The 17,478-nt window shown below is 58.9% G+C and carries 14 protein-coding genes; 9 read left to right on the forward strand and 5 right to left on the reverse strand.

Annotation, left to right across the window (positions count from 1 at the left end):
• Nucleotides 1–219: 219 nt before the first annotated feature.
• The gene (locus ACR0LI_RS00815) at nucleotides 220–738 is read left to right on the forward strand and encodes a YHS domain-containing (seleno)protein (RefSeq protein ID WP_171634317.1); all 519 of its coding nucleotides are present in this window, start codon (nucleotides 220–222) and stop codon (nucleotides 736–738) included.
• A gap of 49 nt (nucleotides 739–787) precedes the next feature.
• On the opposite strand, the gene ACR0LI_RS00820 is transcribed toward ACR0LI_RS00815, so the two are convergent.
• Together ACR0LI_RS00820 and metF are read right to left on the reverse strand one after the other, a co-directional pair.
• On the reverse strand, nucleotides 788–1,453 hold the full coding sequence (locus ACR0LI_RS00820) for a J domain-containing protein (RefSeq protein WP_171722775.1): 666 nt from the start codon (nucleotides 1,451–1,453) through the stop codon (nucleotides 788–790).
• 230 nt (nucleotides 1,454–1,683) lie between these two features.
• A complete protein-coding gene (gene metF, locus ACR0LI_RS00825) occupies nucleotides 1,684–2,550 on the reverse strand; it encodes a methylenetetrahydrofolate reductase [NAD(P)H] (RefSeq protein ID WP_480485524.1) in 867 nt (288 codons plus the stop codon).
• A gap of 94 nt (nucleotides 2,551–2,644) precedes the next feature.
• On the opposite strand from metF, the gene ACR0LI_RS00830 reads away from it, so the two are divergent.
• Both ACR0LI_RS00830 and ACR0LI_RS00835 read left to right on the forward strand, forming a co-directional pair.
• Complete coding sequence (locus ACR0LI_RS00830) at nucleotides 2,645–3,550, forward strand: LysR family transcriptional regulator (RefSeq protein ID WP_171723621.1); 906 nt, start codon at nucleotides 2,645–2,647, stop codon at nucleotides 3,548–3,550.
• Nucleotides 3,551–3,648: 98 nt separating this feature from the next.
• The gene (locus ACR0LI_RS00835; protein WP_171118687.1) at nucleotides 3,649–4,434 is read left to right on the forward strand and encodes an inositol monophosphatase family protein; all 786 of its coding nucleotides are present in this window, start codon (nucleotides 3,649–3,651) and stop codon (nucleotides 4,432–4,434) included.
• A gap of 18 nt (nucleotides 4,435–4,452) precedes the next feature.
• Here ACR0LI_RS00835 and ACR0LI_RS00840 read toward each other — a convergent pair whose 3' ends face one another.
• Both ACR0LI_RS00840 and putA read right to left on the reverse strand, forming a co-directional pair.
• Entirely contained in the window at nucleotides 4,453–5,196 is a 744-nt protein-coding gene (locus ACR0LI_RS00840) for a rhomboid family intramembrane serine protease (protein WP_171634305.1), read from the reverse strand.
• Nucleotides 5,197–5,238: 42 nt separating this feature from the next.
• Complete coding sequence (gene putA / locus ACR0LI_RS00845; protein ID WP_480717848.1) at nucleotides 5,239–8,637, reverse strand: bifunctional proline dehydrogenase/L-glutamate gamma-semialdehyde dehydrogenase PutA; 3,399 nt, start codon at nucleotides 8,635–8,637, stop codon at nucleotides 5,239–5,241.
• Between the two features lie 108 nt (nucleotides 8,638–8,745).
• Between putA and ACR0LI_RS00850 the strand changes: the two genes are divergently transcribed.
• Together ACR0LI_RS00850 and ACR0LI_RS00855 are read left to right on the forward strand one after the other, a co-directional pair.
• Nucleotides 8,746–9,228 (forward strand): Lrp/AsnC family transcriptional regulator, encoded by a 483-nt coding sequence (locus ACR0LI_RS00850; RefSeq protein ID WP_171634300.1) that lies wholly within the window; start codon nucleotides 8,746–8,748, stop codon nucleotides 9,226–9,228.
• 33 nt (nucleotides 9,229–9,261) lie between these two features.
• Entirely contained in the window at nucleotides 9,262–9,825 is a 564-nt protein-coding gene (locus ACR0LI_RS00855; protein ID WP_171635143.1) for a tetratricopeptide repeat protein, read from the forward strand.
• A gap of 114 nt (nucleotides 9,826–9,939) precedes the next feature.
• Here ACR0LI_RS00855 and ACR0LI_RS00860 read toward each other — a convergent pair whose 3' ends face one another.
• Nucleotides 9,940–10,713, reverse strand: coding sequence for a FadR/GntR family transcriptional regulator (locus ACR0LI_RS00860; protein ID WP_152458933.1), 774 nt, complete (start codon nucleotides 10,711–10,713; stop codon nucleotides 9,940–9,942).
• Between the two features lie 334 nt (nucleotides 10,714–11,047).
• Between ACR0LI_RS00860 and ACR0LI_RS00865 the strand changes: the two genes are divergently transcribed.
• From ACR0LI_RS00865 to dld, 4 genes are all read left to right on the forward strand, one after another.
• The gene (locus ACR0LI_RS00865; protein ID WP_171634294.1) at nucleotides 11,048–12,097 is read left to right on the forward strand and encodes a TRAP transporter substrate-binding protein; all 1,050 of its coding nucleotides are present in this window, start codon (nucleotides 11,048–11,050) and stop codon (nucleotides 12,095–12,097) included.
• Between the two features lie 120 nt (nucleotides 12,098–12,217).
• Nucleotides 12,218–14,281 (forward strand): TRAP transporter large permease subunit, encoded by a 2,064-nt coding sequence (locus ACR0LI_RS00870; protein WP_480492109.1) that lies wholly within the window; start codon nucleotides 12,218–12,220, stop codon nucleotides 14,279–14,281.
• A gap of 12 nt (nucleotides 14,282–14,293) precedes the next feature.
• On the forward strand, nucleotides 14,294–15,445 hold the full coding sequence (locus ACR0LI_RS00875; protein WP_171118676.1) for an alpha-hydroxy acid oxidase: 1,152 nt from the start codon (nucleotides 14,294–14,296) through the stop codon (nucleotides 15,443–15,445).
• Between the two features lie 18 nt (nucleotides 15,446–15,463).
• Nucleotides 15,464–17,143: a D-lactate dehydrogenase gene (gene dld / locus ACR0LI_RS00880; RefSeq protein ID WP_480717849.1), complete on the forward strand. Its 1,680-nt coding sequence runs from the start codon at nucleotides 15,464–15,466 to the stop codon at nucleotides 17,141–17,143.
• Nucleotides 17,144–17,478: the final 335 nt, after the last annotated feature.

Here is a 17,478-nt window from a genome sequence, read left to right on the forward strand (position 1 = left end):
CTATGTCAGGGCTGCCATACAGCTAATATTGCAAACCGCCGAGTCCAACCCCACTCAACTGGCGTATTCTGTAACAATCCGCCGCCAAACTCTCACGTTTTCTCGTGTCGGGTCACAGCGGCGTTAGGGGGACTACGCACCGCTTGGGAATCGCATATTGTCCTGTCAGACCTGCCGCAAGGCATCACGGATTTAGTTGACCCGAAAAGGATGAACGACATGAAACGCTTTGCATTGACACTCGCTGCGGCCATAGCTCTGGCGGTTCCGGCTTTTGCCGGCCCTCAATATATCGACGGCACAGGTTTTGCTGTTTCGGGTTATGATGTCGTTGCCTATCGCAGCCTGGATCAGATGCCTGTGGGCCAGTCGCAGCCCGAAGGTGTGCGCGGAAATGCCAACATCACCGCCGAGTACAACGGTGCGACCTGGGCATTTGCGACCGAGGAAAACCGCGACAAATTCCTTGAAAACCCAGCATACTACGCGCCGCAATATGATGGGCACTGCGCTTACGGCGTGTCGCGTGGTGGCAAGGTTCCTGCAAATCCAAACCTGTGGCGGATCGTGGATGACAAGCTGTATCTCAACATCACCGACGTGGTTGTCGGATTTTTCGAGGAAGACATTCCAGGCAATATCAATCTTGCCGAAGGAAACTGGCCCGGTATCGAACCAAGCGACGCTTCGACCAATGTGATCCCGAAATTCACGTCGGAAGGCCCGGTTTCGAACTGATCCGGCATCAAAAGACCCAAGCCCGGCTGGTCCAGCCGGGCTCAGGCCGTTACCCCGCAAGCCAGAATTGATCCCGAATATCCTGATCGGCATCAAACCTGATCCGCACACTCTTGGCCCCCGGAAATTTCCGTTCGCGGATCGTATCGGGGATGATGACTTCTCCGGCGCCGGTATCTTTTGACTGAAAGCTCAAAATTTCAGCCTCGGTGTGGCGCGCGTTGGTCAGGACGGTCGTCGGCAAGGCCACGCGATTTGCCCCATGATGCACGGGCGTGGTGACAAAATAGGTCAGATGCCGCCCGTAACACCCGACCGCGTCGGGAACGTGATCCGAGACACATGCATCAGATCTGTCCTGAACATCCGCTTCATCGTGCATTTGCGGCAACCTCTGGTCGGGATTCAGCATCGCCTTGCAGGCGGCGATATCCTCCAGCGGAAGTTCGATGATGCGCTTCTTCAAACGGGGTCGGCGCGGTTGCGGAGGGCCGGAACTGGCACCACCTTTCATAACCAAACCTTCTTTGCGCAGAAAATCATAAGCCGCCTTGGCGCGCGAAAAACCGGAACTGTCCCCATCCTTGTGATCGGGGTGTGAATGGAATGCGATCTGCCTCCATGCGTCCCTGATCTCTTGGGAACCGGCGCAGGGGCTCAACCCCAGATCCGCCAACGCATCCGCGCGTGCCCGCACTTTATCGACAGGTTCCATACTCAAAACACTCTTTACAAACTACACAGTACCAGTGTGGTCACAGTCATAGTTTTGTCAATTTTCAAGAATGATTTGCGGGGCTGGTGACAACAATCGCGATGTTGAGATTCAATTGTCCCTCAAAGCCGCCGTTTTATAGGCGTGGTTGTGAAACAGTACACATCTTCCGAAACGACAAACGCCCGGGCGTAAACGTAACCCGGGCGAACCATTGGATTTTTTGAAAGTCAGGCGACGTTTTCCAGTTCAACGCGCGGTGTAATGCCCAGTGCAAAGCAGACATCGCGCGTCAATTCGGGACGGTTCAGGGTATAGAAATGCAGCTTGTCCACGCCGCCTTCGATCAGGTCTGAACACAGCTCTGTGCAGATTGCCGTGGCCAACATATCCTCACGCTCGTCGCGCACCGCTTTTTCAAACGCCTGTTCGACCCACTGGGGAATATGCGTGCCACAGCGCTTGGCGAAGTTGCGGGCGCCTGCCCAGTTCTCGATCGGCAGGATGCCCGGCACGATCGGTTTGTCGATGCCGGCCTTGGCGCAAGCATCGCGGAACCGGAAAAAGGTTTCGGCTTCGAAGAAGAACTGCGTCAGCGCTTCGTCTGCACCTGCGTCCAGCTTGGCCTTCAGCCAGTCCACATCCGCAGCCATGTTTGCAGCCTCGGGGTGGGTGTCGGGATAGGCCCCGACACGAATGCTGAACATTTCGGTTTCGGCCAGTGCCTCGATCAGTTCAACAGAACTGGAAAACCCGTCGGGGTGCGGCACAAACTTGTCCTGACCCTTTGGCGGGTCGCCGCGCAGGGCGACGATGTCCTGCACGCCGGCGCGGGCAAAGGTGTCTGCAATCTCCAGCGTTTCCTGCCGCGAAGCATCGACACAGGTCAGATGAGCGGCCACGTTCAGGCCCGATGACTTGTGCAGGGTCGAAACCGCGTCGCGCGTCAGTTCACGCGTCGTGCCACCAGCGCCGTAGGTGACGGAAACAAAACGGGGATCCAAAGGGGCCAATGTCTGGACCGTGTCCCAAAGGCGGAAAGAGGCTTCCAGAGTTTTGGGCGGAAAGAACTCGAAGGAAATTTCAGGTTTGGACATCGTGGCCTCACTGGATCAACTGAGCCTCTTGTGCCATGGCATGCATTGTGAAACAAACTCATATTACTCAACAACAACATGAATGCTGTTTGAAATGCATATTGAATTCCGGCACCTGCGCACCATCAAGGCGATCCATGAATGCGGCGGGCTGGCCCGCGCTGCGGATCAGTTGAACATCACCCAGTCCGCATTGAGCCATCAAATCAAAGGGTTGGAGGATCAGGCCGGGGTCGAGCTGTTTCTGCGCCGCTCCAAACCCATGAAACTGTCGGCTGCCGGTTTGCGGCTTTTGCGCCTGGCCGAGCAGATACTGCCGCAGGTCGAAGCCGCCCAGAATGAGTTTTCTTCGCTGCGGGACGGGCGCACGGGGCGGATGCATATAGCCATCGAATGCCATGCTTGTTTCGAATGGCTGTTCCCGGTGCTCGAATCCTTCAGGAAATCCTGGGGCGACGTGGATGTCGATATCCGCCCTGGTCTTGCCTTCGACGCGCTTCCGGCCTTGCAGAAGGAAGAGGTCGATCTGGTGGTCTCGTCCGATCCCGAAGACCTGCCGGGTGTCGAGTTTGTCGAACTTTTTGATTATAACGCGGTGTTTGTGGCCGCTTCGACCCATCCCCTGGCCAAGAAAGACTATGTCGAGGCCGAGGATTTTCGCGGCCAGACCCTGATCACCTATCCAGTGGAACGCACGCGTCTGGATGTGTTCAGCCAGCTGTTGATCCCAGCGCGGGTTGAGCCTGCCACGATCCGGCAGGTGGAACTGACCGCCGTCATCCTTCTGCTGGTGGCATCGAACCGGGGCATTTCAGTGCTGCCGGATTGGGTCGTGCGCGAGGTCAAATACAACTCGGACTACGTCACCCGACCCTTGACGAAAGAGGGCATTACACGGCGTCTCTATGCCGCGGTCCGTTCGGAAGATCTGGAGAAACCCTTTGTGCAGGAACTGGTGAAACTGGCCCGGGAAGAAGCGCGCAAGCTGCAATCCCAGTAACGGCGTTTCCTGCGGGTCTGTTATGCGCATCATTCCTCTTGGCAAGGGCGCATTGCGGCAGTATACGCGCGGTTTGACCGGACAGGAGCCTTTTGACAATGGTTGGCAGCGCAAATCTCAACATCATGATCAAGGCCGCGCGCAAGGCGGGGCGTTCTTTGGTCAAGGATTTCCGTGAAGTCGAGAATCTGCAGGTGTCGATGAAAGGCGCCGGTGATTTCGTCTCGAAGGCCGACATCGCCGCCGAAGCCATCCTGAAAGAAGAGCTGCTGGGCGCACGACCGACCTATGGCTGGCTGGCCGAAGAGGGCGGCTCCATCGATGGTGAGGATCCGACCCGCCGCTGGATCGTCGATCCGCTGGACGGCACCACCAATTTCCTGCACGGCCTGCCGCATTGGGCGATTTCCATAGCACTGGAACACAAGGGCAAGATCGTTGCCGGCGTGATCTATGACGCCGCCAAGGACGAGATGTTCTTTGCTGAAAAAGGTGAGGGCGCTTGGATGAACGACACCCGTATTCGCGTGTCGGGTCGTCATCGCATGATTGAATCGGTCTTCGCGACCGGTCTGCCCTTTGGTGGCCGCTCGGATCTGCCTGCGACTTTGCAGGATCTGGCGCGTCTGATGCCCGCCTGCGCCGGTGTGCGTCGTTGGGGCGCCGCCGCGCTGGATATGGCATATGTGGCCGCAGGCCGGTACGAAGGCTTTTGGGAACGCCGCCTGAATGCGTGGGATCTGGCTGCCGGTGTGATCATCGTCAAAGAGGCTGGCGGCTTCGTGCAGGCGCTTAACCCTGAAGGCAACGTGCTGGAAGATGGTGAAGTGATCTGTTCGAACGAACCGATCTTCGATCAGTTCGCCAAGGTGATCCGGGGCTAGGCGCCCTTTGAACCGGCTTTAGCGGCGCGGAACGCGCGGAATGCGGGATTGTGACAGCTTGTACCTCGCTTCCGGGTGGGGCGGATGTCCGTGGGTGCGATCCCAGAACTGAATTCCGCCGCGTCTCAGCCACAGCGGGATGCACAGGATCAGGCCAACGGCAAATCCCCCGGTATGGGCCCAATAGGCGATGCCGCCTTCGTCCGGATTGCTGGTGACACTGCCAAAGAACTGTATCGCCAGCCAGACGCCCAGCATGATGAAGGCGGGGATGGTAAAGACCCTGAAATAGACGATCAGGATCAGCAGGATATCCACCCGTGCTTTCGGGAACAGCAGCAGATACCCGCCCATCACGCCCGCAATCGCGCCCGAGGCCCCAACAGTGGGAACTTGGGATTCGGGCCCGGTGATGACGTGAATCAGGCCCGCGCCGATTCCTGCCGCCATGTAAAACAGCAGGAAGGGCAGATGGCCCATCTCGTCTTCCAGATTGTCACCGAAGATCCACAGAAACAGCATGTTGCCGGCCAAGTGCATCCACCCCCCGTGCAGGAACATGGATGTCACCAGGGTTTCCAGCCCGAACCCGTCGCTGACCCGCGCCGGAATAATGGCGTAGTCGAAAAACAGCCTGCCGATCCGTGGCCCATCATTCATGATCCCCACATAGCTGAGGAAGATCAGGATATTGGCCGCCAGCAAGGCATAGACAACATAAGGTGTGCGCCCCGAAGGGTTATGGTCGCGGATCGGAAACATGCCTTGACGCTGGGCTTTTGTGCGCCCAGCGTCAAGGCAAGCTTATGCCGCACCTCCCAACAACACGGCGTTTCCACCCGCCGCGGTCGTGTCCACGCAGACATGGCGTTCACCCAGAACACGCGCGCGGTCGGGCTTGCCGGGAATAAGCGGCAGAATCGGGCCGTCGCGGCGCGCCAGATGGTGTTCGATCTGCCCCGCTGTTTCCTCGTCTCCCCACCACAACACGCCCGAAATGCCGGTCAGGTTTTCCAACCGGTGCAGGTCAAGCATCCCGGTCGCCTGAATGGCGGTGCCACCCAGCGCAGATACAGCATCGGCCTGCGCACGCGCTGCGGCCTCTCCGGGTCCCAAGCAAAGAAGAGGCGGACGGGGATACACGCTCAGGCGGTTCGATTCACCGGTCGGGCCGGGCAGGGACCGGGTTTTGACCGGCACAGGTTGACCTTGTGCAGCAGGCAGATCAGCCACGGCGCCCCAGGTATCCGCCGTGCTTTGACGGTCGGGTGCGCAGAACCGGATCATGTAGTTCGGCCCACCCGCCTTGGGGCCGGTGCCTGACAATCCTTCGCCACCAAAGGGCTGAGACCCGACGATGGCGCCGATCTGGTTGCGGTTTACATAGATGTTGCCCGCATGGATCGCCTCGGTCACATGCTGCACGCGGTCGTCTATGCGGGTGTGCAGGCCGAAGGTCAGGCCGTATCCGGTGGCGTTGATATCGGCGATGATCTTGTCGATCTCTTGCGATTTGAACCGGGCGACGTGCAGCACCGGGCCGAACACCTCGCGTTCCAGCGCGGCGATGCCGGGGATCTCGATCAGCGTCGGAGCAACAAAGATGCCTTCGGGCGGCAACGGAAGCTCCTTCAACACCCGCCCTTTGTTGCGCGCCTTGGTCACATGTTCGGCGATGCCCTGACGGGCCTGTTCGTCGATCACCGGTCCGCAATCCGTCGACAAAAGCCAGGGGTCGTCGACCGACAGCGCATCCATCGCCCCTTTGAGCATGGTCAGAACGTCATCGGCGATGTCTTCCTGCAAATACAGGCAGCGCAGGGCGGAACAGCGCTGGCCCGCCGACTGAAAGGCGCTTTCGATGATCGATTGCACGGCTTGTTCGGGAAGGGCGGTGCTGTCGACGATCATCGCATTCAGACCGCCGGTTTCCGCGATCAGCGGCGTACCGGGGCGCATGGATCCGGCCATCGCCGCACGGATTCTCAGCGCGGTGTCTGTTGACCCAGTGAAGGCCACGCCCGAGATGCGCGGATCCGACGTCAGCGCCGCACCCACGGCAGGCCCCCCCGGCAACAGTTGCAGCACATCGCGTGGTACCCCCGCCTCGTGCATAAGCTGAATGGCACGATGTGCGATCAGGGGCGTCTGGGGCGCAGGCTTGGCCAGAACCGCGTTTCCGGTTGCCAGCGCAGCAGAGATCTGCCCAGAGAAAATCGCCAGCGGGAAGTTCCACGGGCTGATGCAGGTGAAAATCCCCGCGGGTTCGGCATCGGGGATGTTGGCTGCATAGTAACGCAGGAAATCCACCGCCTCGCGCAGTTCGGCCACCGCATCGGGCAGCGACTTCCCGGCCTCACGCGCCAGCAGGGCAAACAACTCACCATAATGCACTTCGTAAAGATCGGCTGCGGCATTGAGGATGCGGGCGCGTTCGGCAGCGGGGGCATCCCAGGGGTTGGCCGAGGCCAATGCCATTTCCACATCCGCCGCGCTGGCTGGGGCCACCGCGCCGGGCTTGTCCTGAGGCCGTGCCGGATTGATCACCGGCTCATCCGCATCGGGTTTAGCCGCATCGGCCAGCAAGGGTTGCGCATACCAATGATGGGCGCGGAACTGATCCCGTGCCGCATCAATCTGATCCAGGGTTGGTGTGTGATGCAGGTCAAAACCCTTGGAATTCGGTCTTTCAGGCTGGAACAATTCCGGCCCGGTCGGCAGTGCGGGCGGAGGGGTCCGGACCGCAACAAACGGATCGGCGGCGACCACTTCCGGTGGCACATCTTCGTCCACAATCTGGTTGACGAAGGATGAATTCGCGCCGTTCTCCAACAAGCGCCGAACCAGATAAGCCAGCAAGTCGCGATGCGCCCCCACCGGTGCATAGATGCGGCACCGGGTGTTCTGCTTGTCCATCACGATCTGATGCAAGGTCTCGCCCATGCCGTGCAGGCGCTGGAACTCGAACGGTTGATCCTTGGCCATGTGAAGGATGGCGCTGACCGTGTGCGCGTTGTGCGTGGCAAATTGCGGATAGATCCGATCGGTCATGCCCAGCAGTTTGCGTGCATTGGCGATATAGGAGATGTCGGTTGCCGCCTTGTGCGTGAAGACGGGAAAGCCATCCACACCTTCGACCTGCGCGCGTTTGATCTCGGTATCCCAATAGGCGCCTTTGACCAATCGCACCATAATCTGGCGATCGTGACGTTCGGCCATGCCATACAGCGTATCCAGTACCAGCCCTGCGCGCGGGCCATAGGCCTGAACCACGATGCCAAACCCGTGCCAGCCGGCAAGGGCCGGGTCGGACATCACCGCCTCTATCACCTGCAACGACAGCGACAGGCGATCCGCCTCTTCTGCATCGACGTTCAGGCCCATTCCGGCCGCCTTGGCCAGCAGAGCCAGTGCCCGCAGCCGCGGCACCAGCTCGTCCATCACACGCTGTTCCTGTGCCAGCTCATAACGGGGGTGCAGGGCGGACAGTTTTACCGAAATGCCCGGGTTGGCGCGGATATCGTCATGGGTGCAGGCCTCGGCAATGGCCGAGATGGCGCGGGAATAGGACAGGTGATAGCGCGCCGCGTCCGCTTCGGTTCGGGCCGCTTCGCCCAGCATGTCGTAGGAATAGGTATAGCCCTTCTCCTCCATCCCGCGTGCGCGGTCCATGGCGGACTGAATGGTTTCCCCCAGAACGAACTGCCGGCCCATCTCTTTCATCGCGCGTGCCACGGCAGTGCGGATCACCGGCTCGCCCAACCGCTTGATCGCACCGCGCAGCGCCCCGACCGGAGACGCCTTGCCCTCGTCCAGCACCTTTCCGGTCAACATCAGTGCCCATGTCGAGGCGTTCACCAGCGAGGACGAGGATTGCCCCAGATGCTTGCCCCAATCGGAGGGCGCGATCTTGTCTTCGATCAGCGCATCAATTGTGTCGGCATCCGGCACACGCAGCAACGCCTCGGCCAGGCACATCAGGGCGATGCCTTCGTCGGTGGACAGGCCATATTCGGCCAGAAACACCTCCATCAACCCCGGAGAGGTGCTGGACCGGATATCGCGCACAAGCTGCGCAGCCGCGGCGCCGATGGCGCTGCGATCCGTGTCCGTCAGGCTGGCCTGAGAGATCAGTGTCTCAAGAACTGCCGACTGATCGGCATAGGTGGAAGTATCGATGAGGGTGCGCAGGCTGTGTGACATATGTCCTCCGGTCTTTGCGATAATATAATGCGGAAAAATCAGGACAACGGACTGAGTTTGATATATTTGAAGGAGGATGATCTGAATTTTTAGCAGCGGACAGTTCAAATGAGTTTTCCTGATCTTGATCGGTTTGACCGCTCGATTCTAAGGATTCTGGCCGAGGACGGCCGTATATCGGTGGCCGATCTTGCGCGCGAGATCGGGCTGTCGAAATCTCCGACGCAAGCGCGGCTCAAACGGCTTGAGGCGAGCGGAGTGATCCAGGGCTATCGGGCGATGCTGGATCCGATCCGGCTGGGCCTGGATCACGTCGCGTTTGTCGAGGTGCGTTTGACCGATACCCGCGAAAAGGCGCTGGCCGAGTTCAACGCAGCCGTCCGCAAAACCGCCGAGGTCGAGCAGGCGCATATGATCGCGTCCAATTTTGACTATCTTCTGAAAGTGCGCACCGCCACGATGTCGGAATATCGCCGTGTATTGGCCGAGAAGATTTCGTCTCTGCCGCATGTCGCCAATACTTCAACTTTTGTTGCGATGGAGGCCGTGAAGGAAACCGGTATGCTGGGCGGTTTTGAACATCAGCCTTGACGCGGTGGAATTATGGTCCACCCTTGTTCCGTGATGCGAACCTGTGCTGCAACGTTTCTACTGATCGCGTGTTCATGCTCGGCCATGGCCGAGACATGCCCCGCGGCTCCGGATCATATCGAAGGTGTGGATGCGCTGATCAAGCAGGTCCAAAAGGCGCAATCGCAAAGCGACGCCCGGGTCATCTCGAATAAAATGTGGGAACTTTGGACAGACGCGCCGGATGCCCGATCGCAGACCCTGCTGGATCGTGGAATGGCGCGACGAGAGGCGTGGGATTTGTCGGGCGCATTGGACGATTTCAACCAACTTGTCGAATATTGCCCGGATTACGCCGAAGGCTACAATCAGCGGGCTTTTGTAAACTACCTGAGGCAGGATTTTGACGCGGCATTGCGCGACCTGAATGTCACGATCGAAATGTCGCCAAACCATATCGGTGCGCTAAGTGGGCGGGCTTTGTCCCTGATGGGGTTGAGACGTTTGGAAGACGCGCGTTCAGCACTGTCCGAGGCGCTTGAGCTCAACCCGTGGCTGTCCGAGCGGGCCTTGTTGGAGCCAGGCGGCCTTCTGGAGCCGCCCGGAGAAGATATCTGACAGCCGGATCGGGCAAGTTTGGAAACCGGTCGCAAATCGCCAAACAGGTGCCTTTCGCGGCCACCTCGGGGACTGGGGCACCGCAATCAGAAGGGCAAATGGGTGACAAAGCCGTCAGCGTGACAGTATCCGGCGCTTTTCGGCCATGGCTTCGCGTCGCCGCTGCTCGATCCCGAGTTTGAAAGATTCTTCAACAAAGTCGATGTGATCCTTTGCCGCTTTTTCGGCCCGCTTTTCATCCCCTTCGATCACCGCGCGACCAAGTTCGAGATGTTGTTGCAGCAGCTTTTCGCCGGTCCCGTCAATCGTGCGCAGGAAGTCACGATTGTAGAAAACGCCCTTGCGGGTGAGTTCGTAGATCGACGCCATCATGTGGATCAGGGTCGCGTTCTGGCTGGCATCCACAATCGCGGAATGCAGCGCAAAGTCCGCCTCTTGCGAAGCCTTGGCGTCCTGCTCTTGCCAGGCACGCTCGTTTTCATCAAGGATCTCGGAAATCCGTTCCTTGTCTGCCTTGGTGGCGCGACGTGCGGCAAGCCGGGCCGCGAAACCTTCCTGCTCACGACGATACTCAAGATAGTCGAAGAAAGCCGGCTCGTGGCGTTCGTACAAAGCAAGAAGCGCGGGCATCATGGCTTGTCCGGTCAGGGCTGCGACGAATGTTCCCTCACCGTGTTGCGTTGTGACCAGACCGCGTTCTTCCAGCACCTGAAGGGCTTCGCGCAGCTTCGGGCGCGACACGCGCAACATCTCGGCCAGATCACGCTCGGAGGGCAGTTTCCGGCCCTGCTTCAGGATGCCCGAAGCGATCAGGTCCTCGACCTGTGAAACCACCGCATCAGCCAGCGATTCGTGTCCAACCGGTTCAAAAATCGCCGTGGTGTTCATGAGATGCTGCCCCGTGTGACGCTATAATAACCAGAATAACTGGTAAACAAAGATAACCATATCCGTTCAGATTTCAAGCGCGAGGCTGTTCTTCCCGGACGTGAATTACGTGTCTGTTTAAGAATGATTTTTGGAGAATCTGTTGGCTTTTTGAGGCAGTCGCATCGGGATTTTGCAGGGCTTGTCGAAGGCGAGCTTCCAGTTTCGGTTAGCCCAGTGGTAAACAAAGTTATTGACTGGTTTGAGTTGGTAAAGTTAGTTTACCACCGGAGCGGCGCTGGAAGAGCCTGCGCCACTGATCGGAGAAAACCCGACCAAACCTGGAGGAGATTTCATGAAGAAGACCCTGACAAGCCTGGCCGTGGCCGCCAGCCTGCTGGCGGCACCCGCAGTTGCGGCGGACAAGCTGCTGCTGAAAACACCGATTGCCTTTTCGACCGAACTGCCGGGCCTGGGTTCACCTATTCCACGTGTGGCTGATCAGCTGGAACTGATGTCCGGCGGCACGATGAAGATGAAGGTGTACGAGCCGGGAAAACTGGTGCCGCCCTTCGAAATTCTGGACGCCGTGTCCACCGGCAAGATCAACTCGGGCTACACCACGGCTGGTTACTGGGCCGGTAAAATCCCGGCTGCGCCGCTGTTCTCGGCCGTGCCGTTCGGCCCCGAGGCGGGCGAATACATGGCTTGGCTGTATTATGGCAACGGCATGACCCTGTATCAGGAGATGTATGATCAGGCCGGTTACAACGTAAAAGTACTGCCCTGCGCCATCATCGCGCCGGAAACCTCGGGCTGGTTCGCGTCCGAGATCAATTCGCCCGAAGACCTGAACGGGCTGAAGATGCGTTTCTTTGGTCTGGGCGGCAAGGTGATGCAGAAACTGGGTGTAGCGACCTCGCTACTGCCAGGTGGTGAGATCTTCCCCGCATTGGAAAAAGGCGCGATTGACGCGACCGAGTTTTCGATGCCTGCCATCGACGCGCGTCTGGGCTTCCACAAGCTGGTCAAGTTCAACTATTTCCCCGGCTGGCATCAGCAGGCGACCGTGTTTGAACTGCTGATCAACAAGGACGTCTGGAACGAAACCAGCGATCAGCACAAGGCAATCATCGAAAGCGCCTGCAAGGCTTCGATGGCGGACAGCTTTGCCGAAGGCGAAGCCATCCAGCACGCGGCCCTGATCGACAACGTTGAAAACAACGGCGTCACCATCAAGCAGTGGTCGCCCGAGATGTTGGATACCTTCCGCGCGACCTGGGAAGAGGTTGCCGCAGAAGAGGCCGCCAATGATGCCTTCTTTGCCAAGGTTCTGGCCGACATGAACGAATTCCGTGACGGCTATAACCTCTGGAAGACGAACGCCTTCCTCCCACGTCAGTAAACTCTCCCTCACTGACGTTGCCGGGGCGGCCCGATCCGCCGCTCCGGCCTCTGCTTTTCGATCTTCGGACTTTCTAACTTTTCACTGCCCGTATTCCGGGTTGCTGAGCGAGGAATGACCATGACCACCCAAAAGAACCTCAACGATCCAGTCGAAGCCTATGAAGGCATCCTGGAACACCCCGAGTCCGACCGCCAGAAAATCGCCGTCACGATCGACGCCGGGGTCAAGGCTGTGGGTCATGTCGTCATGTGGGCCAATGTCCTGCTGATGGGCGCGATCTTCGCACAGGTCTCGTTGCGCTACCTGTTCAGCCAGAACTACCCGAAACTGGATGAGATCCAGTGGCATTTCTATGGAATCGTCACGATGATCGGCATCTCGTATGCCTTGATCACCGACAGCCATGTGCGTGTGGACGTCCTGCATATGCAGCTTTCGCGCCGCGCGCAGCGGATCATCGAGGTGATCGGCATCCTGACCCTGCTGACCCCGTTCATCTATCTGATGGTCGATCAGGGCTATGATTATTTCTACGAAAGCTTCCGCGTCAACGAACGCTCGGACAGCCCAACCGGCCTGCCTGCGCGTTGGGCTTTCAAGGCGGTCATTCCGATCAGCTTTGTACTGTTGGCGCTGGCCGCGTTGGCACGGTTGATCCATGACGGGCACGCGCTGATCTACGGGCCGGCCTCGGAACGTGAAGGCGCGCCGCTGCGCCGTGTTCTTCTGGTGCTGGCGGTATTCGCAGCCGTCTGTGTTGGCCTGACCTTCCTGGTCGAAACAACCGAGGAAAAGCTGGTCATCGCGATGTTCCTGACCTTTATCGCGCTTTTGTTCACCGGTTACCCGGTGGCGTGGGTGCTGGCCGGTGTCGGCGTCGCCTATTGCGGTCTGGCCTATCTGTTCGACAACGATCTGATGCTGTGGACCGGGTTGGAAAGCACCTTTACCGGGCTTGATTATCTGACGCTTGGCGCGGTGGTGAACCGGGTCTACGCGACCATGTCCAACGCGGTTCTGGTTGCCCTGCCGATGTTCATCTTCATGGGGCTGATGCTGGACGAATCCGGAGTGGCCGAGCGTCTGATGTCCTCGATGCAGCGCCTGTTCGGGACGGTGCGCGGAGGACTGGCCATCACCGTGACCCTGATCGGGATCATTCTGGCGGCTTCGACCGGCATCATTGGTGCCTCGGTTGTACTGCTAGGCGTGCTGTCGCTGCCGTCGATGATGCAGCAGAAATACCAGCCGACGCTGGCTGCGGGCGTGGTTTCGGCCTCGGGGACATTGGGCATTCTGATCCCACCCTCAATCATGTTGGTGATCATGGCCGACCAGATGGCGCTGTCCGTCGGAGACCTGTTCATGGCCGCGGTTTTCCCGGGCGTGATCATCGGCGCCTTGTACCTGACCTACATCTTCATTCTGGCTCTGGTGAAACGCGACGCGGCTCCCGTGCCCGAAGGTGCGAAAGCCCCCGACTGGGCAGCCGTGAAGGACGTTCTCATCGCCGTCATCCCTACGCTGATGCTGATCCTTGCCGTGCTGGGGTCGATCTTTGCCGGTCTGACCACACCAACCGAAGCGTCCGGCATCGGTGCCTTGGGTGCGACCTTGCTGGCGCTGGGCTATCGCAAGCTGACCTTTGCCAAGCTGTGGAACGTGCTGGTGTCGACCTTCAACACCACCGCCTATATCTTTGCGATCTTCCTCGGTGCGACTGTATTTTCCTATGTGCTGCGCGAACTGGGCGGGGATGAACTGATCGAACATGTGGTGCAATCCACCGGCTTTGGTGCCAACGGAACAATTCTGTTCATCCTGTTCATCGTCTTCCTGCTGGGCTTCGTACTGGACTGGATCGAGATCACGCTGATCGTGCTGCCCCTGATGCGCCCCATCGTGAACGGTCTGGGCATCGACATCCCCGGCTTTGGCGTACTGGATGAACCGGCGCTGGTCTGGTTCGTGATCCTTGTCGCTGTGACGCTGCAAACCAGCTTCCTGACGCCGCCCGTTGGCTTTGCCTTGTTCTATCTCAAAGGTGTTTGCCCGCCCGAGATCAAGCTGACGCATATCTATAAGGGCATCATCCCATTTGTCCTGCTGCAATTGACCGGTTTGGCGCTAGTGTTCCTGTGGCCGACCCTTGCCACCTGGTTGCCGTCGGTCGCCTATTAAGGAGCTTATCGGATGCGTCTGAGCCAATGTCATAACTTCCACGACTTCCGGCGGCTGGCCAAACAGCGGCTGCCGGGGCCGATCTTCAACTATATCGACGGTGGCGCGGATGATGAGGTGACGTATCGGGAAAACACCAAGGCGTTCGACCGCTGCGATCTGTTGCCTTCGGTCCTGCGCGGGGTTTCGGACGTGGACATGTCCGTCACGGTGATGGGGCAGAAACTGGACATGCCGGTCTATTGCTCACCCACCGCGTTGCAGCGCCTGTTCCACCATCAGGGTGAGCGCGCGGTCGCGGCGGCGGCCGAGAAATACGGCACCATGTTCGGAGTTTCCTCTCTGGGAACCGTCTCGCTGGAGGAGCTGCGCCAAAAACACAAAAACCCGCAGGTCTATCAATTCTACTTTCACAAGGATCGCGGGTTGAACGCCGCCATGATGCAGCGCGCCAAAGAGGCGGGTGTTGAGGTCATGATGCTGACCGTCGACAGCATCACCGGCGGCAACCGCGAGCGTGATCTGCGCACGGGGTTCTCGATCCCGTTCCGCTTGACGCTGGGCGGCATGATCCAGTTCGCGATCAAGCCGATGTGGGGGATCAACTATGTCACTCATGAAAAATTTCGGCTGCCTCAGCTTGAGGAACATGTGGATATGGGCGGTGGGGCCAGCTCGATCGGCGGGTATTTCACCGACATGCTCGACCCGTCGATGAACTGGGATGACGTGGCGCAGATGGTGCGCGACTGGGATGGTCAGTTCTGCCTGAAGGGGATCATGACCGTCGAAGATGCCAAACGCGCGGCTGAGATCGGTTGTACCGGCATCATCCTGTCGAACCACGGTGGCCGACAATTGGACGGATCGCGCACGCCGTTCGATCAACTGGCCGAGATTGTCGATGCCGTCGGCGACAAACTGGACGTGATGATGGACAGCGGCATTCAGCGTGGCACCCATGTGCTCAAGGCGCTGTCGATCGGGGCCAAAGCGGTGGGTATCGGGCGGCACTACCTGTATCCTCTGGCTGCCGCGGGGCAGGCTGGGGTCGAACGGGCCCTTGGGCTGATGCGTGCCGAGATCGAGCGCGACATGAAGCTGATGGGTGTCACCAGTGTTGGCCAGCTCAGCCGCGAGAATATTCGTTTCCGCAATCCCTAACCCGAAACGGGGGCCGATATGACCAATGACGCGTTGATCAAACATTTCCGCTCTATCGTCGGTACGCGTCACGTGCTGATCGGAGCGCGCGCGACAGAGCGCTTTCGGCGCGGTTTCCGCTCGGGCGAGGGTGAGGCGCTGTGCGTCGTTCAGCCGGGGACCCTGCTGGAGCAATGGAAGATCCTGCAAGCCTGCGTTGCAGCCGACAAGATCGTCATCATGCAGGCGGCCAATACTGGTCTGACCGAAGGGTCTACGCCGTCCGGCACCTATGACCGTGACGTGGTTCTGATCAACACGCGCCGGATGGATACTCTGGTGCCCTTGAACGACGCAGAGCAGATCGTCAGCTTTCCGGGCGCCACGCTTTTTGCGCTGGAAAAACTGCTGGCCCCGTTCGGACGCGAGCCGCATTCGGTGATCGGTTCGTCCTGCATCGGCGCGTCGATCGTGGGTGGGGTATGCAACAATTCCGGCGGTTCTCTGGTAGAGCGCGGTCCGGTTTACACGGAACTTTCCGTCTATGCGCAAATCACCGAACAGGGTGAATTGGAACTGGTCAACCATCTGGGCATCGATCTGGGCAGCACGCCGGAAGAGATCCTTGCAAACCTCGATGCAGGCAGGTTCGAACGCAATCCCGGGGCAACCAACAAACGCGCATCGGCCAGCGACTACGCACAGATCGTGCGGGACGTGAATGCGCAAACGCCTGCGCGGTTCAATGCGGACAAGGCCAGGCTTTTCGAATCTTCGGGCTCGGCCGGGAAGCTGGCCGTTTTTGCGGTGCGCCTTGACACCTTTCCCAAGAACGAGGTTGAGAAGGTGTTCTATGTGGGCACCAACAATCCCGACGATCTGGCGGACCTGCGGCGCCACATATTGTCAGAGTTCAAATCGCTGCCGGTTTCGGCCGAATACATGCATCGCGAAGCGTTCGATATTGCAGCACGCTATGGCAAGGACACGGTCGTGATGATCGACAAGCTTGGCACGGACCGTCTGCCGATGTTCTTTGCGATGAAAGGCGCCGTGGATGCACGCCTGCGGCGCATTCCGTTTTTGCGAAATTTCACTGATCGTTTCATGCAGGCAGCTATAGCTTTGTGGCCACGTGTCCTGCCCAAACGTATGACGGATTTTCGCGACAAATACGAACATCACCTTATCCTGAAAATGAAGGATGAAGGTGTATCCGAGGCCGCTGAGTGGTTGCCGCGATTTCTGAGTGGCCGGGATGGCGGATTTTTCGAATGTGATGCGCGCGAGGCCAGAATCGCAGGCCTTCATCGGTTTGCGGCGGCGGGCGCGGCGGTGCGTTACATGGCGATCCATTCGGACGACGTCGAAGATATCATCGCACTGGACGTCGCACTGCGCCGCAACGACCAGGACTGGCTGGAGAAGCTGCCGCCTGAGATCGAAGACCAGTTGGTTCACAAACTCTATTACGGGCACTTCATGTGCCAGGTGATGCATCAGGACTACATAGTCAAAAAAGGAGCTGACCCAAAAGCTCTGAAGGCCGCAATGTTGAAACTGTTTGACGAACGCGGCGCGGAATACCCCGCTGAACATAACGTGGGGCACCTTTACAAGGCCAAGCCCGACCTGGCGGCACATTACAAATGCTGCGACCCGACCAACTCGTTCAATCCCGGTATCGGCAAAATGTCCAAGGCGAAGAATTACCAATAACCGGTTTTCCGGCGCGGCAGGGTGCTGTGAAAACGGCCGGCAGATACACCGGGTTCTGATGAAAAGGGTGTTGGTGCCCGACTGTCTGATATCCTGAACGCAACCCCGCAAGCATCTGCCGCGCAGAAGGCTGCCAAAACCGAATGAGCGTCGCGTGACAGGTATAGGGGAGATTCGGAAGGCGCAGTCGGGGTCGTCGGAATCGGCAGAGAATGTCGCGTTGAGACGCGGAATTCAGTAGCGTTTGACGCAAATCGTTTGGTTTTGAGTATCACAAACACGCATTTGACAGGCTGTCCGGGATCTGAACCGGCGGGTTCATGCGGTCAATTGAC

This window comes from Ruegeria sp. CL7, from assembly GCF_056536445.1.

What these genes read in the sequence shown, in the direction of transcription:
- putA (WP_480717848.1), bottom strand. Translation starts at nt 8,637, where the DNA reads ATGTCACACAGCCTGCGCACCCTCATCGATACTTCCACCTATGCCGAT.
- ACR0LI_RS00830 (WP_171723621.1), top strand. Translation starts at nt 2,645, where the DNA reads ATGCATATTGAATTCCGGCACCTGCGCACCATCAAGGCGATCCATGAA.
- ACR0LI_RS00865 (WP_171634294.1), top strand. Translation starts at nt 11,048, where the DNA reads ATGAAGAAGACCCTGACAAGCCTGGCCGTGGCCGCCAGCCTGCTGGCG.
- ACR0LI_RS00850 (WP_171634300.1), top strand. Translation starts at nt 8,746, where the DNA reads ATGAGTTTTCCTGATCTTGATCGGTTTGACCGCTCGATTCTAAGGATT.
- ACR0LI_RS00840 (WP_171634305.1), bottom strand. Translation starts at nt 5,196, where the DNA reads ATGTTTCCGATCCGCGACCATAACCCTTCGGGGCGCACACCTTATGTT.
- dld (WP_480717849.1), top strand. Translation starts at nt 15,464, where the DNA reads ATGACCAATGACGCGTTGATCAAACATTTCCGCTCTATCGTCGGTACG.
- ACR0LI_RS00815 (WP_171634317.1), top strand. Translation starts at nt 220, where the DNA reads ATGAAACGCTTTGCATTGACACTCGCTGCGGCCATAGCTCTGGCGGTT.
- ACR0LI_RS00835 (WP_171118687.1), top strand. Translation starts at nt 3,649, where the DNA reads ATGGTTGGCAGCGCAAATCTCAACATCATGATCAAGGCCGCGCGCAAG.
- metF (WP_480485524.1), bottom strand. Translation starts at nt 2,550, where the DNA reads ATGTCCAAACCTGAAATTTCCTTCGAGTTCTTTCCGCCCAAAACTCTG.
- ACR0LI_RS00870 (WP_480492109.1), top strand. Translation starts at nt 12,218, where the DNA reads ATGACCACCCAAAAGAACCTCAACGATCCAGTCGAAGCCTATGAAGGC.
- ACR0LI_RS00855 (WP_171635143.1), top strand. Translation starts at nt 9,262, where the DNA reads ATGCGAACCTGTGCTGCAACGTTTCTACTGATCGCGTGTTCATGCTCG.
- ACR0LI_RS00875 (WP_171118676.1), top strand. Translation starts at nt 14,294, where the DNA reads ATGCGTCTGAGCCAATGTCATAACTTCCACGACTTCCGGCGGCTGGCC.
- ACR0LI_RS00820 (WP_171722775.1), bottom strand. Translation starts at nt 1,453, where the DNA reads ATGGAACCTGTCGATAAAGTGCGGGCACGCGCGGATGCGTTGGCGGAT.
- ACR0LI_RS00860 (WP_152458933.1), bottom strand. Translation starts at nt 10,713, where the DNA reads ATGAACACCACGGCGATTTTTGAACCGGTTGGACACGAATCGCTGGCT.